Annotated in this window: 16 protein-coding genes and 1 pseudogene; 9 read left to right on the top strand and 8 right to left on the bottom strand. The window is 72.6% G+C overall.

Going from position 1 to position 21,808, the window contains the following annotated elements:
- Positions 1–14: 14 nt before the first annotated feature.
- Positions 15–848 carry a DeoR/GlpR family DNA-binding transcription regulator gene (locus tag ACFY0F_RS08410; protein ID WP_388790791.1) on the bottom strand — a complete coding sequence of 278 codons (834 nt, stop codon included), beginning with the start codon at positions 846–848 and terminating at the stop codon, positions 15–17.
- A gap of 289 nt (positions 849–1,137) precedes the next feature.
- Between ACFY0F_RS08410 and ACFY0F_RS08415 the strand changes: the two are divergent.
- Positions 1,138–3,512: pseudogene (locus tag ACFY0F_RS08415) on the top strand (hypothetical protein).
- Here ACFY0F_RS08415 and ACFY0F_RS08420 read toward each other — a convergent pair.
- The 4 genes from ACFY0F_RS08420 to ACFY0F_RS08435 all read right to left on the bottom strand — a co-directional run bounded on the left by ACFY0F_RS08420 (position 3,482) and on the right by ACFY0F_RS08435 (position 8,173).
- Positions 3,482–5,932 carry a right-handed parallel beta-helix repeat-containing protein gene (locus ACFY0F_RS08420; RefSeq protein WP_388790793.1) on the bottom strand — a complete coding sequence of 817 codons (2,451 nt, stop codon included), beginning with the start codon at positions 5,930–5,932 and terminating at the stop codon, positions 3,482–3,484. The pseudogene ACFY0F_RS08415 and the gene ACFY0F_RS08420 sit on opposite strands and share 31 nt — an antisense overlap.
- Positions 5,933–6,085: 153 nt before the next feature.
- A complete protein-coding gene (locus tag ACFY0F_RS08425) occupies positions 6,086–6,688 on the bottom strand; it encodes a hypothetical protein (RefSeq protein WP_388791327.1) in 603 nt (200 codons plus the stop codon).
- Positions 6,689–6,874: 186 nt separating this feature from the next.
- Positions 6,875–7,699 (bottom strand): MOSC domain-containing protein, encoded by an 825-nt coding sequence (locus tag ACFY0F_RS08430; protein ID WP_388790795.1) that lies wholly within the window; start codon positions 7,697–7,699, stop codon positions 6,875–6,877.
- Positions 7,700–7,741: 42 nt separating this feature from the next.
- The gene (locus ACFY0F_RS08435) at positions 7,742–8,173 is read right to left on the bottom strand and encodes a DUF6643 family protein (RefSeq protein ID WP_388790797.1); all 432 of its coding nucleotides are present in this window, start codon (positions 8,171–8,173) and stop codon (positions 7,742–7,744) included.
- Positions 8,174–8,477: 304 nt separating this feature from the next.
- On the opposite strand from ACFY0F_RS08435, the gene ACFY0F_RS08440 reads away from it, so the two are divergent.
- On the top strand, positions 8,478–9,779 hold the full coding sequence (locus ACFY0F_RS08440; protein ID WP_388790799.1) for a TerD family protein: 1,302 nt from the start codon (positions 8,478–8,480) through the stop codon (positions 9,777–9,779).
- 13 nt (positions 9,780–9,792) lie between these two features.
- Here ACFY0F_RS08440 and ACFY0F_RS08445 read toward each other — a convergent pair whose 3' ends face one another.
- Complete coding sequence (locus ACFY0F_RS08445; RefSeq protein WP_388790800.1) at positions 9,793–10,968, bottom strand: glycosyltransferase; 1,176 nt, start codon at positions 10,966–10,968, stop codon at positions 9,793–9,795.
- 57 nt (positions 10,969–11,025) lie between these two features.
- Here ACFY0F_RS08445 and ACFY0F_RS08450 point away from each other — a divergent pair, with 57 nt between their 5' ends.
- Together ACFY0F_RS08450 and ACFY0F_RS08455 are read left to right on the top strand one after the other, a co-directional pair.
- On the top strand, positions 11,026–11,811 hold the full coding sequence (locus ACFY0F_RS08450; RefSeq protein ID WP_388790802.1) for a glutamate racemase: 786 nt from the start codon (positions 11,026–11,028) through the stop codon (positions 11,809–11,811).
- Between the two features lie 119 nt (positions 11,812–11,930).
- Positions 11,931–12,476, top strand: a complete 546-nt coding sequence (locus tag ACFY0F_RS08455) for a hypothetical protein (RefSeq protein WP_388790804.1) — start codon at positions 11,931–11,933, stop codon at positions 12,474–12,476.
- Between the two features lie 57 nt (positions 12,477–12,533).
- Here ACFY0F_RS08455 and ACFY0F_RS08460 read toward each other — a convergent pair whose 3' ends face one another.
- Positions 12,534–13,520: an O-antigen ligase family protein gene (locus ACFY0F_RS08460; protein ID WP_388790806.1), complete on the bottom strand. Its 987-nt coding sequence runs from the start codon at positions 13,518–13,520 to the stop codon at positions 12,534–12,536.
- A 307-nt stretch (positions 13,521–13,827) separates the two neighbouring features.
- On the opposite strand from ACFY0F_RS08460, the gene lnt reads away from it, so the two are divergent.
- The 3 genes from lnt (at position 13,828) to ACFY0F_RS08475 (ending at position 17,132) form a co-directional block, all read left to right on the top strand.
- Positions 13,828–15,438: an apolipoprotein N-acyltransferase gene (gene lnt, locus ACFY0F_RS08465; protein ID WP_388790808.1), complete on the top strand. Its 1,611-nt coding sequence runs from the start codon at positions 13,828–13,830 to the stop codon at positions 15,436–15,438.
- Positions 15,439–15,802: 364 nt separating this feature from the next.
- On the top strand, positions 15,803–16,294 hold the full coding sequence (locus ACFY0F_RS08470; protein ID WP_388790810.1) for an NUDIX domain-containing protein: 492 nt from the start codon (positions 15,803–15,805) through the stop codon (positions 16,292–16,294).
- A 37-nt stretch (positions 16,295–16,331) separates the two neighbouring features.
- Entirely contained in the window at positions 16,332–17,132 is an 801-nt protein-coding gene (locus tag ACFY0F_RS08475; protein WP_388790812.1) for a 3-hydroxybutyrate dehydrogenase, read from the top strand.
- A 45-nt stretch (positions 17,133–17,177) separates the two neighbouring features.
- Here the strand turns inward: ACFY0F_RS08475 and ACFY0F_RS08480 are convergent, their stop codons facing one another.
- On the bottom strand, positions 17,178–18,926 hold the full coding sequence (locus ACFY0F_RS08480; protein ID WP_388790814.1) for a cellulase family glycosylhydrolase: 1,749 nt from the start codon (positions 18,924–18,926) through the stop codon (positions 17,178–17,180).
- 133 nt (positions 18,927–19,059) lie between these two features.
- On the opposite strand from ACFY0F_RS08480, the gene ACFY0F_RS08485 reads away from it, so the two are divergent.
- A complete protein-coding gene (locus ACFY0F_RS08485) occupies positions 19,060–20,157 on the top strand; it encodes a LacI family DNA-binding transcriptional regulator (RefSeq protein WP_388790816.1) in 1,098 nt (365 codons plus the stop codon).
- Between the two features lie 98 nt (positions 20,158–20,255).
- A complete protein-coding gene (locus ACFY0F_RS08490; RefSeq protein WP_388790818.1) occupies positions 20,256–21,767 on the top strand; it encodes a glycoside hydrolase family 43 protein in 1,512 nt (503 codons plus the stop codon).
- The last annotated feature ends 41 nt before the right edge of the window (positions 21,768–21,808 follow it).

Genomic DNA, 21,808 nt, shown 5'->3' on the forward strand with positions numbered 1-21,808 from the left:
GGTGCTCCCGTCGGTCAGAAGTCCTCCACGCCCTCACCGGGCTCGCCCGCCACCACCAGCCGCCGCAGATGCTCGGCGATCTCCGCGCGGGCCCCCGCGGGCAGTCCGGCGTCGGTCACCAGCGTGTCGACCTGCTCCAGCGCGGCGAACGAGCTCAGGCCCACCGTCCCCCACTTGGTGTGGTCGGCGACCACCACCACGCGCCGCGCGGACTGCACCAGCCGGCGGTTGGTCTCCGCCTCCGCAAGGTTCGGCGTCGACAGCCCGGCCTCCACCGATATGCCGTGCACGCCCAGGAACAGCAGGTCGAAGTGGAGGGCTGCGATCGCCTGGTCGGCGACCGGTCCCACCAGCGAGTCGGACGGGGTGCGCACCCCGCCGGTCAGTACCACCGTGGCCGCACCCTGCCGCTGCCCCGAGGAGCGCTGCGCCGCGTGGAAGACATCCGCCACCCGTACCGAGTTCGTCACCACGGTCAGGTCGGGCACCTCGACCAGGTGGTGGGCCAGCGCATAGGTGGTCGTACCACCCGACAGCGCGATCGCCGTGCCGGGGGTGACCAACTGGGCGGCGGCCCGTGCGATGTCCTCCTTGGCAGTCAGCTCCAGACCCGACTTCGCCTCGAAGCCGGGCTCGTGGGTGCTGGCCTGCACCACCGGTACCGCACCGCCGTGCACCTTCTCCAGCACGCCCTGGCGGGCCAGGGCGTCCAGATCGCGGCGCACCGTCATGTCCGACACGCCGAGCTTGCGGGTCAGTTCGTTGACCCGTACGCCGCCACGGCGCCGGACCTCGTCGAGGATCAGGGCGCGCCGCTGCTCCGCGAGGAGGTTCTGATTCTCGCTCACGTACGCTCCGGTCCTTTCGCGTCAGCCGTCCGTCACGCCTTCGCACCTGCTCCGACCAGGACGTTCCGTCCGTCCCCGATGCGCGGGCGTCCCATCTTGTCACGGGAGAGCCCCGGTGGCGCCACTACCGCACCGACGCGCACATGTCATTCGGACATCATGCTCATCGCCGCGGTCCCCACGGATCGAGGGAGTTTCCGGCCGAAGTGGTGTACATCACATGGCAAGCGGTGATCCTGGTACATGCACGGACACATGCCATCGGAGCGTCGCGGGGGAAGTACGAATAGTGGAACGTGCACAGGAACGCGCTGCCGCCTTGGAACTCCTGGTTCCACGGAGTCGGAGGCACCACACCCGCGAAGATGCTCGGCGACCCGCGCACGGTGCGGATCACCGGTGACGACACGGCGGCCGTCTTCCGGCGCGCCGAGGACGTCGACGCCGAGGACCCCGGTGCCGCGCAGAGACCCGGCGGCCCCCGGCAGGGCCGTGCCGGAGGCGTACGTCTGGTGCAACCTCACCTCCGGGAACGGCACCCGGGCCCTGTGGCTGTTGCTGCTTCCCTTCATGATCGTCAACCTCGCCCACTGGATGCGCCCCGCCGCGCCCGGCCGGACCCGTGCGGTGCGACTCTACGGGCTGCTGGTGCGGCTCGCCGGGCTCACCCTGACCGTGCTGCTGGTGGCGGCGGCCTGCGAGGTCGCCCTCGACCTGACGGCCTGGCAGTGCGCGGGCACCAGCCCCTGCGCCCGGCGGCACACCTGGCTGGGTTTCCTCTCGCCGGCCCTCTCCGGCGACGGCTGGTGGAGCCGGCCCGGACGACGGCTGGCCCTGGCCGCCCTGCTTCCCACCGCCCTCACCACCCTGCTCTGGTACCTCTCGCACCGCACCTGGAGCGCGTACGAGTCGCAGAAGCCACTCGACCGCTCGCCCGAGTCCGAGCCTGAGCCTGAGTCCGGCGGGCCCGAGTCCGAGCCCGAGCCCGACGAGGAGACCGACCCCACCTCGCTGGGCCGCCCCGGCTTCTGGTACGGGCGCAGGCTCGTGGCACGGCTGCGCGCCGCGCACACCGCCGCGGGCCTGCTGACGGTCGCCGCGGCGGTGCTGCTCCCGGCGGCCCGTTTCGACCACCGGTCCGACGGGCCCGCCGTGCTGGAGACGCTGGGACGGTCGCTGGCGGTGGCGCTGTTCGCCTGGGCGGTGGCAGCGGTCGCCGTGGTCTGCCGCCGGGGCCGCAGCGAGAACCGCCTCGACCAGGAACTGGACGAGCACCTCGTACGGCGTCTGCCGCTCGGGGCCCTGCTCCTGCTCGGCCTCACCCTGCTGTACACCGGCTGGTCCCGGCCGGGCTGGAACTCCGCCGGGCGGCTGCCCGGCGACACCGTGTTCGGGGGACTCGCCCTGACCCAGGGCCTGCTGGTCGTGGCACTCGGTGGGGTGGCGCACCTGCTGCACCGCACGGCACCCGATCCGCGCGCGGCGCTGCGCGGCCTCGGCGGACCGGCGGTCGCGCTGCTCGCCTGTGCCCTGGGCGGCGTCGTCTCGGGCGGTGTCGCCGGGCGCGTGGCCGACTGGCTGGACGGCACCGGCGCCGCCGTCGACGGCCCGCCCGCGTCGCTGGCGTGGCAGGTGTCCGCGGTCCCGGCCCTGCTGCTGGTGCTGTCGGCGTCGGCCGTCCGGCCGGTCCTGCGCACCCGTCGGCTCGCCCGCGCCGAACGGAGCCGGATCGAGCGCGAGCACCGGGCAGAACCCGAGGATCCGGCGCGCACCCGGCGTATCGCACGGGCCCTGGCGACGGCCACCCTCACCGACCGGGCGCCCCTGGTCGTCGGCGTCCTGTCCACCGCCACCCTGTTACTGGGCGCCGCGGCCCTGGCCGGCGCCCAGGCGACCCACCGGCCCCCCGGCGAGGCCGCACAGCGGGCCCCGGAGATGGTCCGGGCCGCCGCCGAGACCTCGCAGGCCCTGGGCTCCTGGCTGGCCGGCCTCGGCCTCCTGCTGTTCGCCACCTGGGGACGGCGCGCCTACAAGGACGTCTCGGCCCGGCGCACCATCGGCATCCTGTGGGACGTCGGCACCTTCTGGCCGCGCGCCGCCCACCCGTTCGCCCCGCCCTGCTACGCCGAGCGCGCCGTCCCGGACCTGACCTGGCGGATGGCCACCTGGACCCGGCGCACCGGGGGACGTCTGGTGCTGTCCGGGCATTCCCAGGGCAGTGTGCTCGCGGCCGCCGCGGCCTGGCAGCTGCCCCCCGCCGCGCGGGCGCGGATCGCCCTGCTCACCTACGGCTCCCCGCTGGAGCGCCTGTACGGCCGCTGGTTCCCCGCCCACTTCGGCCCAGCCGCCCTCGCCGCCCTGCACCGGGAGGTCGCCTGCTGGCGCAACCTCTACCGGCTCACCGACCCCATCGGCGGCCCGGTCCGCCTCACCGGCGACCGCGGCCCCGCCGTCGACCGCGCCCCGCTCGAAGACCCCCTCGCCTACGGCCGCACCGTCGAGCACCCGCTGCCCGCGCCCCTGCTCGGCCACTCCGACTACCAGGCCGACCCGGTGTTCGCCGAGGAACGGGCGCTCCTGCTGGCCCGGCTGGGCCCCGGGGTACCGGGCCCGCGGCCCACACCCGGCGAACCTCAGGGCAGCTCGGGCAGATCCTCGGCGTAGAGCAGGGTCAGATCGTCGGTGGTCGGCTCGGCGAGCTGGGCCACCCGGCTCGCGTGCCGCTCCACCATGGCCTCGAAGGTCTGCCGCGCCGTACGGCCGTTGCCGAACGCGGGACCCTTCGGAATGGCCGTGAAGTACTTCAGCAGGGCCTCCGCCGCGCCCGGCCCCAGCCGGTACTCGTGCTCGTCGGCCTGCTGCTCCACGATCCGCAGCAATTCGTCCGGGCCGTAGTCGCCGAAGGTGATGGTCCGTGAGAAGCGGGAGGCGACACCGGGGTTGACGGAGAGGAAGCGCTCCATCTCCGCGGTGTAACCCGCGACGATCACCACCACCGCGTCCCGGTGGTCCTCCATCAGCTTCACCAGGGTGTCGATGGCCTCCTTGCCGAAGTCCCGGCCGGCGTCCTGAGGTGACAGGGCGTACGCCTCGTCGATGAACAGCACACCGCCGCGCGCCCGTTGGAAGGCCTCCTGGGTGCGGATCGCGGTCGAGCCGATGTGCTCACCGACCAGGTCGACCCGGGAGACCTCGACCAGATGACCCTTCTCCAGCACGCCGAGGGAGGCGAGGATCTCGCCGTAGAGCCGGGCGACCGTGGTCTTGCCGGTGCCGGGGGACCCGGTGAAGACCAGGTGGCGCTTGACGGAAGCCGCCTTCAGACCGGCCTCCTGCCGTCGCCGGCCCACCTCGATCATGTCGGTCAGTGCGCGGACCTCGCGCTTGACGCTGTCCAGACCGACCAGCGCGTCCAGTTCACCCAGCACGGCCTTGGAGGTGCGGGCCGGCTGCTCCGGCGCGACAGGAGCGGCCGACGGCGCCGACGGCGCCGGCGGGTCGCCGGCCCGCTGCTCGGGCAGCAGGCCCAGCAGGCCGGGGGTCTGGCTCGCCGTCTGCACGGCCGGCTCGCCCGCCGCGGGCGGTCTGAGCCCCGCGCTCTCGTCGCTGGTGCAGTCCTCCACGACCGGACCGCTGCCGGGCGCGGCGTCCGGCCCGCCGTCCGCGAACTCGTAGCCGCCGCGCGCACACCGCTCGGTACGGCACTTCTTCAGCGTCGTACGGCAGCCGTCGATGACATGGAAGCCGTACCCGCCGCTGCCGGTGACCCGGCAGCCGAGGAAGCTGCCCCGGCCTCCGGCCGACACGTAGAAGCCGGCCTCCGCGGGCGAGTCGACCGTACAGCGCTCGATGACGGGGTCGGCGCCCTTGGTGACGATCACGCCCGTCTGGGTGCCGTCCAGGGTGCAGTTGTTGAGCGTGCCGCCGCTGCCGTGGTCGCGGAACCAGGCACCGGTCGCCGCCTCCCGGATCCGGCAGTCGTCCAGCTGCGCGGTCGCCCCGTCGCTCACCGACACGGCCGTGTTGCGCACCTGGGACAGGTCGCTGTCCACCACGTCCGCACGCGAGCCGCGATCCAGCACGAACAGCGCGTCCGGGACGTCGTGCACCCGGCAGGAGTCGAGCACCACGGTGGCACCGTCGCTCACCCACACCGCCGGATAGTCGCCCGTGCTGTCGAAGATCTCGCACTGGTTGGCGTCCACGCGCGTGCCCGGGTCCCACACGGACAGGCCGTTGCGTCCGAACTGACGCACCGTCGTCCGGGTCAGCGTCAGCACCGAGCGGGAGCGCAGGTCGACCGCGTTCTCCGGGATGTCGTGGATACGGCAGTCGGCCAGGGTCACGACGGCGTCCGTGTCGAGCGTGACGCCGTCCGCCGTGGTGCGGTGCACATCGCAGTCGCTCAGGTGCGCGGTGGCCCGTGCGGTGACCTGCACACCCGAGCCCCGGACCTCGTACACCTCGCAGCCGACCGCCTCCAGCGAGGAGTTGTCGCCCGTCACGGTCAGACCCGGGCCCGAGGCGTGGTGCACCCGGCAGCGCTCCAGCCGGGGGTGTCCGCCGCCGCGGACCGCCACGCCCGACTGACCGGCCGCGACCACCTCGCACTCCTCGAACACCCCGCTCCCGCCGTCCAGTACGGCGATGCCGACGCCGGCCGGGTTGTCGACGGTGCAGCGGCGCACGGTCGGCCGGGCACCACCGCGCACCTCGATCCCCGAGGCGGACCGGGTGACGACCCGCACGTCCGTCAGCTCCGGCGTGCCCTCCTCGACGAGCAGCGCGGGGGAGGCCGCGTCCTGCCCCTCGACGTGCAGGTCGCGCACCACCGCCGAGGCGCGCAGGGTCAACGGCACACCGTCCGGCGGTGCGATGCGCACGGAGCCGGGCGAGCCCTCCGGGCCGCGCAGCGTGACCGCCCGCTGGACGACGAGGTTCTCCCGGTAGGTGCCGGGGGCGACGGTGAGGACGTCGCCGTCGGCCGCGGCCTCCAGGGCGGCGGCGAGCGAAGCGTACTCACCCGTGCGGCGCCGCCACCTCGATGTGCCGGTGTGCGTCACCTGGACCGTGCCCTGTGCCATGGCGTTGCTGTGCCCCCACCTCGTCGTACTGATGGCTCGTTCGCCTGCGGGGCGCTGCCCCTGTAGCTCGCGCGCGCGGGTCGATGCCGAATGCGTCAGCCGGTCCACCGTAGCGTGCGGGCGGGCAGTGGGTTGACCACAGTCGGAAGGCCGTCAGCTGCCGGTGCCGGCCTTGCCCCAGTCCGGACCCGCCCGGTCCCAGGCCCGGTCCCAGCCCGCGTACCGGCGGCGGACCATGCGCCAGAGGACCAGCCGTCTTCCGCTCTCGACCGCTCCCACCGTCAGCATCGCCGCGCCCAGCCCGGCGAGTACGGCGTGCGTGGTTGCCGTCGCCGAGTCCAGAGGGCGGGTCATCAGCTGCCCGTGGCGGTCCGTCCAGAGCCGGAAGTGCTCCCCGGCGTGCGGGGACTTCAGGGGCGCCAGGACCGTGTCGTGCCGCCGGGTGCCGTCCGGGGCCGTCCAGGCGGCCACGACCCGGGTGCGTATGTCGTGCGCCGTGGTGTCGGGTTCGGGGTCCAGCGGCGCACGGTCCAGTTTTCGCGTCACCGTGGCCGTCACCAGGTGACGGGACTCGTGCTGGGCGCGGACGGACCGCTGCAGTGAGTCCTGTGCCACGGCGCCGACGAGCGAGCCGACCACGGGCGCGGCCACCACGATCAGCAGCAGGGCGACGAGGGCCAGCCAGGCCTCGACCAGATCGGTCGTGCGACGCAGCGGATTCTTCCGCCAGCGCCAGAGTCCGCCGATTACCCGCACCGTCACGCACCCCCTTCCCGCTCCGTGATAGACCCCCGCGGAGCCGTGCACCCGCGGACCCGGTCGAAGAGAGATCAACGTCACCTCGGACCGCGACCGGGACCGTTCATGAACTTCTCATGTCCCCCAACGACCCGGCCCGGCCCTCCGGTTCCCGTCCGGCGGCACGAGCTCGATCCGGGTCCGTCACTCCAGGATCCGCACCGGGTCACCGACCCGGATCGTGCCGGAGGACAGGGGCACCAGGTTCTGGCCGAAGACCAGCGCGCTGCCGGACCGGCGGTGACGCGCCAGGGTGCGCAGGGGCTCCCGGCCGCGCTCGGAGGTCTCCTGGTCGGTCGTGGTCACGACGCACCGCCCGCAGGGCTTGGCGACCCGGAGGATCACCTCGCCGATGGCGATGCGCGACCAGTCGTCCTCGGCCCAGGCTTCCGTGCCGGCCACCACCACGTTCGGCCGGAAGCGGTTCATGGGGAGCGGACCCTCTTGGGCATGCCCGCCCCGCGCTATCAGGGAGTTGAGGGCGTCCAGGGAGGCGGTCGTGGCGACCAGCAGCGGATAGCCGTCCGCGAAGCTCACCGTTTCACCCGGGAGGGCGTAGTCCGGATCCACCGGACGGCGGGTGGCCGGGGCGTCCATGTGGACGAGGCGGACGGAGGTCCCGAGGAACCCGGAGCACCAGGCGTCCGCGGCCTCCTCGGCCGGGACGGCCTCCACCTTGGTGCCGAAGATGTTCACCGTGACCGTGTCCACCGGCCGTGGCACGGGCACCGTGAGGGGAGTCCTACCGGGTGCGGACAGACGAACGCCGCCGCCGGGAGCGAGTTCGGCGGCGGCAAGCGCGAGGCGCGGCTGTTCGCGCTGTGTGACGACCTTTCCCCCGTCGTCGACCAGCGTCCAGCGGCGGTCTCCGGCCAGCCCCCAGGGCTCCACCAGCGCCTCCCGGGGCGAGAAGCCCCGGAACGCCTTGACCGGATGGATGTGGATCGACTTCAGTGCGGCATTCCCCATGACGTCATGGTGCCAGGCGGCACCGACAACCGGGGTTCGCCGTCAGTAACCGCGGTACTGCTGGTTGTTGTACGGCTCCTGGTACGGAGCGGCCGGCCGCGGGGCCGCCGGGCGCATCGCCTCGTAGCCGGTGCCCTGGGCCATGGGCCGGGGCTGCTGCGGCTGCGCGCCGGGGTAGCCGCGCGGCGCGGTGGCCTGCTGCGGGATGTACGCCGTGGGCGCCTGCTGCAGGGGAGCGGGCTGCTGCGCCTGCGGATAGCCGTAGGCGGGGGCCTGCTGGGACGGGCCCGAGGGGAGCGCGGGGAGTGCCGACGGCAGCGCGGGCAGGTGGCTGCCCGAGTCGTACGCGGCGGGGACCCGGATCGGCGCGATCTGCGGGGTACCCCGCTCGGCGACGAGCGAGTCGTAGATCGGAGTGTCCGGGAAGGAGGCGGAGTAGTAGCCGCCACCATAAGTGGAGCGGGGGGAGGTCATGGCACATAAGTTAAGCCCACGATGTGCTGGTTGGGGAGACCGATAAGAGGGTTGTTTTTCGTGTCGGTGGTGACCCGGCATCCCCAATCCGAGCGAACTCGGCAAAATAGGACGCCACTCGAGGCATCGATCTTGTAAAGGCCGAGTTCCGGGCCGGTTACCGATGGTTGACCTCGATCTTCCGTGCCCATCATGGTGTTCGCCGTCCCCGCGAACAGGTTGACGGGCAGGGATGAGCCGGCGATGCCGAGCGCCGGGCCGGGACACGGCCCGGCGGTGAACCGTGATGGGGGCGGACATGTCAATGGCGAAAGGATCGAATACGCCGGTGCCCACGACGGCCCTGCGTGTCGAATTGGGCTGGCGCCACGGACCGGGCGTCCCCGACGTGGATGCCTCGGCGCTGCTTCTCGCGGTCGGAAAGGTCCGTTCCGACGGGGACTTCGTGTTCTACAACCAGCCCGCGCACTCCTCCGGCTCGGTCCGGCACGAGGGCAAGCGGGACGCCGGGGACCGGGTGACCGACACACTTCTCGTCGACCTCGCGCGCGTGGAGGACGTCATCGAGCGGGTGGTCCTCGCCGCCTCCGCGGACGGCGGTACGTTCGGGCAGGCGCCCGGCCTCTACATCGAGGTCCGGGACGCCGGCCGGGACACGGTGGTCGCCCGCTTCGACAGCCCGGGCGCGACCGTGGAGACGGCTTTCGTCCTCGGGGAGTTCTACCGGCGCCAGGGAGGCTGGAAGTTCCGCGCCGTCGGCCAGGGCTACAGCAGCGGACTGGAAGGGCTGGCCACGGACTTCGGCATCACGGTGGACGAGCCTCAGCATCCCGCGCGGCCCGCCGCCGCACGTGCCGCGGCTCCGCCCGCCCCGGCATCCCCGGCGGCCCCGCCTCGCCATCCGGCGCCGCCCGCCGCCCCGCCGATGCCCACCGCCCCGCCGGTCACCGCGCCGCCCCAGCCGGCCCCCGCGGCCCCGCCAGTGCGGCTCACCAAGGTCACGCTCACCAAGGCCGCCCCCACCGTCTCCCTGGCCAAGCAGGGCGGAACCTCCGGCGCCATGCGGGTCAACCTCAACTGGCAGACCCGCAAACGGTTCCCCGTCCGGGCCGGCCGGGGCGGCGCGGCGGACCGCGATCTCGACCTGTGCGCCCTGTACGAACTCGCCGACGGCCGCAAGGGGGTCGTACAGGCCCTCGGGAACGCCTTCGGATCGCTGCACCGGCCGCCGTACATCCACCTCGACGGCGACGACCGCACCGGCGCCGTCACCGCCGGCGAGAACCTCACCATCAACCTCGACCACCAGCGCGACTTCCGGCGCATCCTCGTCTTCGTCACCGTCTACGAGGGCGCCGACTCCTTCGCCGACCTGCACGCCGCGGTCACCCTCCGGCCCCAGCACGGCGCCCCGATCGAGTTCTCGCTCGACGAGTGCACGGTCCCCTCGACCGTGTGCGCACTCGCCCTGATCACCAACACGGGAGGCGACCTGATCGTCCGGCGCGAGGCCCGTTATCTCGTACCGGAGTACGGGGTGAGCCCGCAGCGGACGGTCGACCGCGCCTACGGATGGGGCATGGACTGGACGCCCGGACGCAAATAGCGGTCCGGCGGCGTCAGCCCTCGTCCGGCACGGCGTCAGGCCGGGCGTACGTACGGCCCTTCCAGGCCGCGCCGCGTCCCCGGTAGTGCTGTACCGCGGAATCGACCGTCATGAGGAGGTACAGCGACGCGGTGAAAGGCAGCAGGGGGGCGAGCCAGGGCGGCTGCCGGTAATGACGCAGCATCGGGAGGTACGTCGCCGTCATCACCAGCCAGGCCGCCGCGCCGGTGACCACGGCCGCCGTGCTCCCGGCCGCCGCGCCCGCCACCACTGCCGCGGGGGGCACCAGGTAGACCAGGACGAGCCCGGCGACCGTACCGAGCAGCAGCAGCGGACTGTGCCGCAGCTGCGCGTACGCGCTTCGCGAGACCATCCGCCACAGGTCGTGCAGCCGCGGGTAGGGGCGCACGCTGTCCACCCGGTCGGCCAGGCCCAGCCAGATGTGGCCGCCGCCCGCCTTCACCGCGCGGGCCAGTGCCACGTCGTCGATGACGGCGTGCCGGATGGCGTCCGGGATCCGCGTCCGCTCGGCCGTCTCCGCGCGCAGCAGGACACAGCCGCCCGCGGCGGCCGCCGTCCGCGCACCCCGTACGCCGATCCGCCGGAACGGATACAGCTGGGCGAAGAAGTAGACGAACGCGGGCACCACCAGCCGCTCCCACAGGCTCTCCACCCGCAGCCGGGCCATCTGGGAGACGACGTCGAAGTCGCCCGTGCGCGCCGCCGCGACCAGCTCCCGCAGGCTGTCCGGCGCATGCGCGATGTCCGCGTCCGTCAGCAGCAGGTATTCCGGTTCACGCGCGCGTGCCAGGGCGATGCCGTGACGGACCGCCCAGAGCTTGCCCGTCCAGCCCGGGGGCGGCTCACCGGGGGAGTCGACGGTGAGCGGCAGTCCGCCGTGGCGCCGGGACAGCTCGCGGGCGAGCTCGCCGGTGCCGTCCGAACTGCCGTCGTCGACCAGGAAGACCTCCGCCCGCCCGGGATAGTCCTGCGCCAGCAGCGACGGCAGACTGCCCGGCAGGACGGCGGCCTCGTCGCGGGCCGGTACCACGACGCAGACCGGGGGCCACACCTCCGGGTCCCGGCGGGGCGGCAGCCGGACGTCCGTGCGCCAGAAGAAGCCCTGACACAGCAGCAACCACAGCCAGGCGGCGAGGGATACGACGGCGGTCCACGCGATGGCGCTCACGCGCGCAGTCTGCCCCACGGGAGGGACCCTCAAGGGCGCATCGTCTATCGTGGCCGGGTGAAGATCGCGCTCATGGACTCCGGAATCGGGCTGCTGGCGGCCACCGCCGCGGTACGGCGCCTGCGACCCGACGCGGACCTCGTGCTCTCCCTGGACCCGGACGGCATGCCCTGGGGGCCCCGCACCCCCGAGGACGTCACCCGCCGGGCGCTCGCCGTCGCCGAGGCCGCCGCGGCGCACGGGCCCGACGCGCTCATCATCGGCTGCAACACGGCGACCGTGCACGCCCTGCCCGCCTTGCGGCTGCGCCTGGAACCGGACATCCCGGTCATCGGCACGGTCCCGGCGATCAAGCCGGCCGCGGCCGGCGGCGGCCATGTCGCGATCTGGGCGACGCCGGCCACCACGGGCAGCCCCTACCAGCGGGGACTCATCGAGGACTTCGCCGGCGGCGTGCCCGTCACCGAGGTGCCCTGCTGGGGGCTGGCCGAGGCCGTCGAACACGCGGACGAGGCCGCCATCGACGCCGCGGTCGCCGCGGCCGCCGGACTCACCCCGGACGACGTGACCACCGTCGTGCTGGGCTGCACCCACTACGAGCTGGTGGCGGAACGCATCCGCAGCGCGGTGCAGCAGCCCGGCGCCGCACCGCTCGTCCTGCACGGCTCCGCCGGCGCGGTGGCCGCCCAGGCGCTGCGCCGGATCGGCGCCCAGCCGCCCCCCGGGGCCCCGGCCGAGGGCACACTGACGGTGCTGCTCAGCGGCCGTGAGGGCGCGCTGCCCGAACCCGCGCTGAACTACGCCGAAGGGCGGCTCCTGCAGGCCGTCACCCCGGCTCGCTGACCCGTCACGGCGGGCCGGACTCCTCCGGCCCGCCATGCGGGCACGCAAGCCGGGCACGCAAGCCGGTCACGCTGTGCGACGCGGTACCCGCGCAGCGAAACCTGAGTAGTCTCATAGGCATGAGGCACCACACCCACGACGAGAGCGCGCACCACGCCGACGTGTGGACCGGGCGCGCCACCAACCGCGTCCAGTGGCTGCTGGCCCTGGTCGGCGCGGCCTGTCTCGCGCTCGGCATCGAACTGGCCGTGGATTCCACCTGGACGTCCGGCGTCGCCCCGCTGGCGATGTCCGTGGTCGGGTGCATCGCCGCCGGGCTGCTGGTCCTCTTCGGCACCCTCGCGTTCGTGCACGTCGCCCTGAAGGTCGACCGGGAGTGCCTGGAGGTGCGCTGCGGCCACATGGGCCTGCCGCGCCGCCGCATCCCGCTGTCCCAGGTGGCCGGCGCCGAGTTCGCCGCCCATGTCACCCCGCGGCACTGGGGCGGCTGGGGGTACCGCTGGCGGCCCGAGAAGGGCACCGCGGTCGTGGTGCGCCGGGGTGAGGGGATCGTGCTGCGGCTGTGGGACGGCCATACGTTCACCGTCACCGTGGACGACGCGGAGTCGGCGGTACGCGTCATCCGCGACCGGCTTCGCGCGGTCACCCCGCGCAGGGCCCACTGACCCCGACCGCCTCGGCACGGTCACCCGGGAGCAGCCCGCCGCCATCGACTCGCCCGGTCACCGTACCCGGGTGTCCGGGGCGCCCGCCGGGCCGTCGGGTGCGAGCGGCCGGGCCGTGGCCAGTCCGGCCAGTAGTCCGGCGCCCGCCGAGACCGTGGTGAAACTCAGCGCGTCGCCCATCGCGGCGATCGCGGCGAGCCCGGTGAGGGCCGCGCCCGCGGTGAGCACGACCGGGGTCGAGCGGGGCGAGCGCCACAGGGCGAACAGCACCCAGCAGAACGCCGCCGCGAGCAGCAGCACCCCGACCAGCCCCTGCTCCGCGGCCTGCTGCAACGGCGCCGAGTGCGGTTTTCCGTCGGGCCAGAGCGCCTGGGACGCGGTGGGGCTCAGCTCGCCGAACCGGCCGGGCCCCACCCCCAGGACAGGGTCCCGGTGGGCCAGGTGCAGCGCGTCGCGCCACAACCGGACGCGGTGTGCGGTGAGCCGGCCCTCGAGGGAGGTGGCCGGCCCGCCCGACAGGAAGTTCCCGGTCAGGGTCCATACCGTTCCGGTCACCAGGGCCGCCGTCAGGGCCAGTGCCACGATGCCGGGGCCCCGGGAGCGCAGCCGGGCGGCGGCGAGCGAGCACAGCAGTACGGCGCCGCTGACGATGCATCCGGTGGCCGAGCCCACGGCGGCCCCGGTCACCGCCATGGCCATGGCCAGCAGCCGCAGTGCCAACCGCGGTGCCGGTGCGGGAGTGGCCCAGGCCGCGCAGCAGGCGGCTCCGGCGGCCAGCGTCAGCAGCGCCGCGGCGGCACCGGCGTGGCCGAGCGGGGTGCTGACCTCGGGTCCGGCGGCGAGGTGCGGCAGGGTCACCGTCAGTCCGAGCCCGGCCAGGGCCCCCGCACAGGGCGCCGCGACCGGCAGGAGCGAGCCGCTGATCCGGCCGGAGGCGTAGCCGGCGGCCACGGCGAGCACCGCGAGGAGCACGCCCTCCGGTCGGCCGTCATGCGCCGCCGCGCTGATCAGGGACCATACGGCGCAGCCCCCCAGGATGATCACGCCCGCCGCGTCGGAAACGTTTCGCCTGCCGCTGTCCGCCTCCGCGCCCGCAGCGGACGCCGTCTGCGTGGAACCCAACCCTCGCCCCCCGAACCCGCCCCCGTACCCGGCCCCCCGGCCTGTGGCAGACCCCGGCCGCCGGGCCACGACAGGGCCACACGACAGAGGCTGGGCACACCGTAGCCGCTGATGACCCTTTTGTGGATGAGTTGGACAGGAAAGATGCGGTTCCTGACCGTAGGTGTGTCGTGCGTCGCCCGCCGGACCGTCCTGTCAAGGTCAATGTGGTCCGCCGTACACTCCCGGAGTGACCGTCACCGCAACTTCCGTGGACCAGCCCGACCAGCTGCAGCCGCGGACCCCGTCCACCTGGCTCGGCCGCCGGCCGGCCCGTCTGATCCCGGCCGCCACCGCAGCGCTGTGTGGAGTGGTCCTCTACCTCAGCTTCCCGCCGCGCACTCTGTGGTGGCTGGCACTTCCCGCCTTCGCGGGCTTCGCCTGGGCCCTGCGCGGCCGCGGCTGGAAGGCCGCCCTGGGGCTCGGCTACCTCTTCGGGCTCGGCTTCCTGCTTCCCCTGCTGGTGTGGACCGGCGTGGAGGTCGGTCCCGGGCCCTGGCTCGCGCTGGTCGCCATCGAGGCGATCTTCGTCGCACTGGTCGGCGTCGGCGTCGCCGCGGTGTCCAGGCTGCCCGCCTGGCCGGTCTGGGCGGCCGCCGTATGGACGGCCGGGGAGGCGATACGCGCGCGCGTACCGTTCCACGGCTTCCCCTGGGGCAAGATCGCGTTCGGTCAGGCCGACGGCGTCTTCCTGCCGCTCGCCGCTGTCGGCGGAACCCCGGTGCTCGGCTTCGCGGTGGTGCTGTGCGGCTTCGGCCTGTACGAGGCCGGGCGCCTGGCCGTCGAGGGCCGGCGCACCCGTGCGGTGCGGCGCGGGGCCGCTGCCGCCGCCCTGCTGAGCGTGGCCGTGCCCGTGGTGGGCGCGGTCGTCGCCCGGCCGCTGGTGAGCGACAAGGCCGAGGACGGCACCGCGACCGTCGCGGTCATCCAGGGCAACGTTCCGCGCTCCGGTCTCGAGTTCAACGCCCAGCGGCGCGCCGTGCTCGACTACCACGCCCGCGAGACCAAGAAGCTGGCCGCCGACATCAAGGCCGGCAAGGTCGCCAAGCCGGACTTCGTGCTGTGGCCGGAGAACTCCTCCGACATCGATCCGTTCGCCAACGCCGACGCGGCCATCGAGATCGACCAGGCGGCCCGGGAGGTCGGCGTCCCCATCTCGGTCGGCGGCGTCGTCGAGCGAGGCGGCAAGCTCTACAACGAGCAGATCCTGTGGGACCCGGCCAAGGGGCCCACCCAGACGTACGACAAGCGGCAGATCCAGCCGTTCGGCGAGTACCTCCCGCTGCGGTCGCTCATCGGGGCGATCAACAAGAACTGGACCAGCATGGTCCGCCAGGACTTCAGCCGGGGCACCAAGCCCGGCGTGTTCGACATCCACGGCGCCAAGGTCGGCCTCGTCACCTGCTACGAGGCCGCCTTCGACTGGGCCGTACGGTCCGAGGTCACCGACGGCGCGCAGCTGATCTCCGTGCCCAGCAACAACGCGACCTTCGACCGCAGCGAGATGACCTACCAGCAGCTCGCGATGTCCCGTATCCGTGCCGTCGAGCACAGCCGGACGGTGACCGTGCCGGTCACCAGCGGTGTCAGTGCGATCATCATGCCGGACGGGCGGATCACCCAGAGGACCGGCATGTTCGTGCCCGCCTACCTGGTCCAGAAAGTGCCGCTGCGCACCACCGAGACACCTGCCACCCGGCTGGGCATCCTCCCCGAGATCGCCCTGGTGATCGTCGCCGCGGGCGGGCTCGGCTGGGCGATCGGGGCCGGTGTGCGCGGTCGGCGCGCCGCCGACGTGTAGCCGTACCCCGGCGGTGCGCCGGGCCGGAACAACCGGAGCGGGCCGAACCGGCTCGCTAGGGCCTGTCCGGCGGATCATGCCGCAGACGCGGGGCTTGGCACGCCCTGCCCCACTCTCGGCTTCGCTCGAGCGGGCGGTGCCCCCACCGGCGTTGTCGTCGGTTGCCGACTCCCCCACGCTCGAACGAGCTCGCGCGGGGGGACCCCCATCGCGTCGACGCCCTCCTCCGCCTTGCAGCCGGACGCTCCCCCACGCTCGAATGAGCTCGCGCGGGGGCACCCCCATTCGCCCCGCTCACCAGCGCCGATGAGGCACCGCCCGTGCCCTGCGACCTGATCCGCCGGACAGGCCCTAGGGTCGGGCCATGGCAACTCCTGAGTTCATTCGTACGCTCCGGGCCAGTGCCGGTCAGCAGCTGCTGTGGCTCCCCGGGGTCACCGCCATCGTCTTCGACGACGAGGGCAGAGTGCTGCTGGGCCGCCGGTCCGACACCCGCAAGTGGTCCGTGATCGGCGGCATCCCGGATCCGGGTGAGCAGCCGGCGGTCTGCGCGGTGCGGGAGGTCCACGAGGAGACGGCGGTGCACTGCGTCGTCGAACGGGTGGTCCTCGTACAGGCCTTGGACCCCATCACCTACGACAACGGTGACGTCTGCCAGTTCATGGACATCACCTTCCGCTGCCGGGCCGTGGGCGGCGAGGCGCGGGTCAATGACGACGAGTCGCTCGAGGTGGGCTGGTTCGAGGTGGACGCTCTGCCGGAGCTCCACGAGTTCGGCCTGTTCCGGATCAAGCAGGCCATGAACGACGCACCCACGTGGTTCGACCCCATGGCGTCCGACGCCACCTTGCACTGATGTGCGGTCGCGGTCGGACGCCGCCTAGGGTGGGTTCATGACCTCGCCCGGCATCCCGCCCGCCCCTCATGCCCTTTCCCTGGACCTCGGCGGCCGCACCGCCCTCGTCACCGGCGCCGCGGGCGGCATCGGGCGAGCCTGCGCGCTGCGGCTGGCGGCCGCCGGGGCCGAGGTCAGGGCCGTCGACCGGGACGCGAAGGGCCTTTACGCCCTGGCCGAGCGGGCCCGGGACCTGGCGGGCACCGTCGAACCGCAGGTGCTGGACCTCACCGACCTGGACGCAGCGGAACACGCCGCGGCGGGCACCGACGTCCTGGTCAACAATGCCGGGCTGCAACTGGTACGCCCCATCGAGGAGTTCCCGCCCGACACCTTCCACACCGTACTGACGGTGATGCTGGAGGCGCCCTTCCGGCTGATCCGCGGCGCCCTGCCGCACATGTACGGACAGGGATGGGGCCGGATCGTCAACGTGTCCTCCGTCCACGGACTGCGCGCCTCCGCCTACAAGTCGGCGTACGTGGCCGCCAAACACGGCCTGGAGGGCCTGTCCAAGACGGCCGCCCTGGAGGGCGCGTCCCACGGCGTCACCTCGAACTGCGTGAACCCCGCATATGTGCGCACCCCACTGGTCGAGAGGCAACTCGCCGACCAGGCACAGGCGCACGGCATCCCCGAGGAGCGTGTGCTGTCCGAGGTGCTCCTCCAGGACAGTGCCGTCAAACGGCTCATCGAGCCGGAGGAGGTCGCCGAGGCAGTGGCGTACCTGTGCAGTCCGCAGGCGTCCTTCGTCACCGGTACCTCACTGGTCCTCGACGGCGGCTGGACGGCCCACTGAACGGTCCGCAGCGGTGGCAGTCGTCAGCCCACGCGGCCGCAGCGGTCAGGCTGCCGTGCCGGTCACCGTACCGCCGGTCCTGACGACGTGGTAGGTCACCGTGGTGCCGCTCCAGAAGTGGAAGGTGAGCGTGACCGGGGAGTCGTCCCTCAGCGACTTGACGAAGCCGGAGGTCAGCTTGACGGAGTCGTCGGTGTACGCCGAGAAGGCGGCGTCCCACTGCTGGTAGGGCGTCCAGCTCGCCGGGCCGGCGTTGCCGCCGCCGTCGTCGTACGTGGCTTCCATCGTCGCCAGCCGGTCGCCGCGGAACCGCGTGGGAATCGCCATGCCGTCGGTGTTCCCCGAGGCGTTCGACAGTACCGGAGGGTCGTAGGTGAGCACGTCGACGCGCCATGGGACTCCGCGGGAGAACCTGGCCTCGAGGGTCGCGTCGACGCCGTACGCCCGGTCGCCGGCCAGCTCGGTGAGTGCGGCGGCCGTCAGCGTGAGCCGGTTGCCGGAGACGGTGTAGTCCTTGCCCTTCACCAGGTTCCGGGAGCCTTGCCGCAGGCCCTGGAAGTCCGTGCCGTTGTCGTTCAGCGTGAGTGTCCGGCTGGTGACGGGGCTCGACCTGGGGAGGAACACCTGGTCGCTGGAGGCGGTTCCGGAACGGGTGCTCCAGCTCGACTTGATCTGTGCGAACAGCTCGGGGTCCCGCCATCGCAGGGTCTCGCGGTCCAGGAACTGGCCGGCGTCCCACAGCATGGTGGTCAGTCCGCGCTCGCGGGCGTAGTCACCCAGGAACTCGAAGTACTTGCGCACCTCACCGCGTTCGATGATGCCGGGACGGGTGTGGTCGTAGGCGAGCAGCGCGTACTCGCCGATGACGACCGGGACGCCGTGTGCGACAAAGGTGTTGTACGCGCGGTCGAAGGTCTGGGTGAGGTCCTGCTCCGACGTGGTGTCGAAGCGGGTGTACCCGGCGATGTTCACGCTGAACGGCCACCAGCCGTAGAAGTGGACCGTCGTGGCCACCATCGGGTCGCGCAGATCGGCCAGTTCGGCGGCCAGGGCGTCGAGCCGGCCCTGGTCGGCGTTCGTGTACAGGGTGGGCAGGACGAGGAGACGCTTGGCGTTCCCGCCTCCGGAGCCTCGTACGATGCCGTGGAACGCCTTGTCGAGTTCGGCCAGCAGCCGGTAGTTCTCGTCGTCACCGGAAGTGCCGCTGAACGTCGGCTCGTTGATGCTCTCGAACACCAGCCTGGACGGTTCGTCACGGAACTCCGTCGCGATCTGCGTCCAGGTCGCGGTGTAGCGGGCGAGGACGGTGTCGTGGTCCGTCGCGAGGTCGTCGACCCACATCCACGAGTCGTGGTGCATGTTCAGCATCACGTACAGGTTCTCGTCCAGTGCCCAGTCGACGACCTGCCGCACCTTCGCCATCCAGGCCGGGTCGATGGTGTAACCGGGCGCGGCACCTTGGTGAATGCCCCAGGTGACGGGCAGGCGGATGCTCTTGAACCCCTGCGACCTGACCTTTCCGAGCAGTGCCCGGGTCACGGGCGGGTTGCCCCAGGACGTCTCGTCGGGGATGGCGTCGTAGGTGTTGCCCATGTTCCAGCCGGGTTGCATGGCCGCCACCGCGGACCGGGCGGCCGGGGCACCGGGCGGTGGCGCCGGAGGACCGGCGGCCTGTGCCGTGGCGGGCGGCACCAGCGCGAGCAGGGCGATCGACAGGAGAAGCGCTGCCAGTCTGCGCGGGGGGCGCGACGACCGGTGCCGTCGCGGCAGGAACCTTGTCCGTCTCCTCGTCATCACGTGCACCTTCCGGTTGGTCGGCGGCCGGGACCGTGCTGGGCTCGATGAGAGAAAGTTTCGTTTCGCGCGGCGGAGAAGTTAACATGAAGAGGTGTGCAAGGCCACAGGTCGGTCGGTCAGAGGTGCCAGAATGTCCGACACGCCGACAGCGAGCGGTTCGATGATCGGGAAGGCGACCTTGGCCGACTACACAGCGGACGGACCCGCCGACGGGGACGGCAGGTCCAAAGGCACTCCGAAATCCGTCACCATCGCCTACATCGCCGAGTCGGCGGGGGTGTCGGTCCCCACCGTGTCCAAGGTGCTCAACGGAAAGTCGGGGGTGTCCGCGGACACGCGCGCCCGGGTCGAGGAGCTGATCAACCGCTACGGCTACCGCAAACCGGCCGGAGCGGGCCGCAGCAACGTCGTGGAACTCGTGTTCCGCGAGCTGAAGGACATGTGGGCGGTGGAGATCATCCGGGGTGTGGAGCGGGTGGCCCGCCGGCACCGCGTGGGGGTCATGGTGTCGGAGTTCGGGTTGCACGACACCGCCGCTCCCGCCTGGGAGGACACGGTGTCCCGGCGCCCGAACTGCGTCTTGTCCGTGGCGCAGCTCTCCGAGGCCGAACGCGAGCAACTCACCGCCAAGGGCATCCCGTTCGTCGTCTTCGATCCCATCATGGAGCTGCCGGACGACGTCCCGTTCGTCGGTGCCACCAACTGGTCCGGCGGCCGGGCCGCGACCCGTCACCTGGCCGAACTGGGGCACCGGCGTATCGCGATGATCGGCGGGCCCGAGGAGCAGCTGTGCTGCGCGGCCCGGCTGGACGGCTACCGCTCGGCGCTGCGGGCCGCCGGCCTGCCGGTCGATCCGGAGATCGTCGTGCACACCGGCCTCACCAGGGAGGACGGCTGCGCCGCGGCGCGCACCCTGCTCGCCCTGGCCGACCGCCCGACGGCGATCTTCGCGTCCAACGACCTGCAGGCCCTCGGTGTGTACCAGGCGGCGCGCGAGGCGGGCCTGCGCATTCCGGACGACCTGAGCGTCGTCGGCTTCGACGACCTGCCGGTCGTGGCCTGGGTGGAGCCGCCGCTGACCACCGTCCACCAGCCCCTCACCGAGATGGCCGTGGCCGCGACCGAGCTGGCGCTCACCCTCGGCCGTGGCGAACAGGCCCCCCAGGTCGGGCTGGAGATCGCGACGACCCTGACGGTACGGGAGAGCACGGCACCGCCGAAGCGTTGACCCGCGCCAGGGCTGTCGCTAGCCTCCCCTGGAAACTATCCGAGCTCGCTGTGCGAAAGTTTCTTTTCCGGTGGAAAGTCCAGCTGAAAGGACTCGAGTTGCCGAGCACGTCCGCGAGGGACAACACCGTCAGCAACCCCGTCATTGCGGGATTCCACCCCGACCCCAGCATCTGCAGGGCCGGCGAGGACTACTACCTCGCGTGCTCCAGCTTCGAGTACTTCCCCGGCGTCCCCGTCTTCCACAGTCGCGACCTGGTGCACTGGACCCAGATCGGCAACGCCCTGGACCGGCCGAGCCAACTGCGTCTGCCGCCCGACTCCACCTCGTCGGGCGGTCTCTACGCCCCCACGTTGCGCCATCACGACGGCCGCTTCTGGCTGATCGTCACCAACGTGAGCGGTGACGGAAACGTCCTGTTCACCGCGACCGATCCGGCCGGTCCCTGGTCGGAGCCGATCCGGCTGCCCGGAGTGCAGGGCATCGACCCGGACCTCGCCTGGGACGACGAGGGCAACTGCTGGTGCACCGTCGCCGGAGTCAGCCAGATCCGGATCGACCCCCACACCGGGGAGACCTTCGGCGAGCCGCGGCGCCTGTGGTCCGGAGCGCCCGGTGCCAAGGCACCGGAGGCGCCGCACCTGTACCACATCGGCGACTACTGGTACCTGCTCATCGCCGAGGGCGGCACCGAGCGGTGCCACGGTGTCTCGATCGCCCGTGGCCGCACCCCGGGCGGCCCGTTCGAACCCTGCCCGGGCAACCCGATCCTGACGCACCGTGGCACCGACCACCCCGTCCAGAACACCGGACACGGCGATCTGGTGCAGGGCCCGGACGGTTCCTGGTGGATGGTGTTCCTCGGAGTCCGGCCCCAGGGTGGTACGCCGGGCTGGCACGTCCTCGGCCGGGAGACGTTCCTGGCCCCGGTGACCTGGGTCGACGACTGGCCGGTCGTCGGCGAGGTGTCACCCGCCATGCCCCCGCCGCCCTGGCCGCTTCAGGAGCCTGCCGCCGTGCCGGTCCGGGACGACTTCGAGCTCAGTGAACTCGCCCCGGGCTGGATCTCGCCGCGCTCGCGTCCCGAGGAGAACTGCACCACCAAGGAACGAACCGGCTGGCTGAGTCTGCACGCCCGGGGCGGTTCGCTCGACGATCCGGAGGCCGTTTTCGTCGGCCGCCGCCAGCAGCACCTGTCCTGCCGCGCACGGGCCCTGGTCGATCCGGCCGAGGGGCGTGGCGGTCTGGCCGTCCGGCTCGACGAGCAGCACCACTACGAGATCGAGACGACGTCGGCGGAAGTGCAGGTGATCGCCCGTATCGGGCCGCTGCGATCGGTGGTCGCGTCCCACCCGGTGACCGGCGGCCCGGTCGTGCTCAGGATCGAGACGGCCGTCGCACAGCACATCACCGACGCGCGCCAGGGACCCGACACCGTCTCGCTCGGCGTGGAGAACGCGGAGGGCACGTTCGTCGAGCTCGCCGCGCTCGACGGCCGGTACCTGTCCACCGAGGTCGCCGGCGGTTTCACCGGCCGTGTGATCGGCTTGTACGCCTCGGCGGGCACCGTCCACTTCGACTGGCTCGACTACGAGCCGCTGGAGGGCTGAGAACACGTCGCGGTGCGGCACCACGACGGCACTGCCGGCCC

Source organism: Streptomyces sp. NPDC001544 (genome assembly GCF_042894285.1).
Lineage (GTDB): Bacteria > Actinomycetota > Actinomycetes > Streptomycetales > Streptomycetaceae > Streptomyces.

Excerpts from the sequence above, each read along its gene's own strand:
- ACFY0F_RS08470 (WP_388790810.1), top strand. The coding sequence starts at position 15,803 with ATGGCAACTCCTGAGTTCATTCGTACGCTCCGGGCCAGTGCCGGTCAG.
- ACFY0F_RS08430 (WP_388790795.1), bottom strand. The coding sequence starts at position 7,699 with ATGGGGAATGCCGCACTGAAGTCGATCCACATCCATCCGGTCAAGGCG.
- ACFY0F_RS08455 (WP_388790804.1), top strand. The coding sequence starts at position 11,931 with ATGAGGCACCACACCCACGACGAGAGCGCGCACCACGCCGACGTGTGG.
- ACFY0F_RS08485 (WP_388790816.1), top strand. The coding sequence starts at position 19,060 with ATGTCCGACACGCCGACAGCGAGCGGTTCGATGATCGGGAAGGCGACC.
- ACFY0F_RS08475 (WP_388790812.1), top strand. The coding sequence starts at position 16,332 with ATGACCTCGCCCGGCATCCCGCCCGCCCCTCATGCCCTTTCCCTGGAC.
- ACFY0F_RS08480 (WP_388790814.1), bottom strand. The coding sequence starts at position 18,926 with ATGACGAGGAGACGGACAAGGTTCCTGCCGCGACGGCACCGGTCGTCG.
- ACFY0F_RS08420 (WP_388790793.1), bottom strand. The coding sequence starts at position 5,932 with ATGGCACAGGGCACGGTCCAGGTGACGCACACCGGCACATCGAGGTGG.
- ACFY0F_RS08435 (WP_388790797.1), bottom strand. The coding sequence starts at position 8,173 with ATGACCTCCCCCCGCTCCACTTATGGTGGCGGCTACTACTCCGCCTCC.
- ACFY0F_RS08440 (WP_388790799.1), top strand. The coding sequence starts at position 8,478 with ATGGCGAAAGGATCGAATACGCCGGTGCCCACGACGGCCCTGCGTGTC.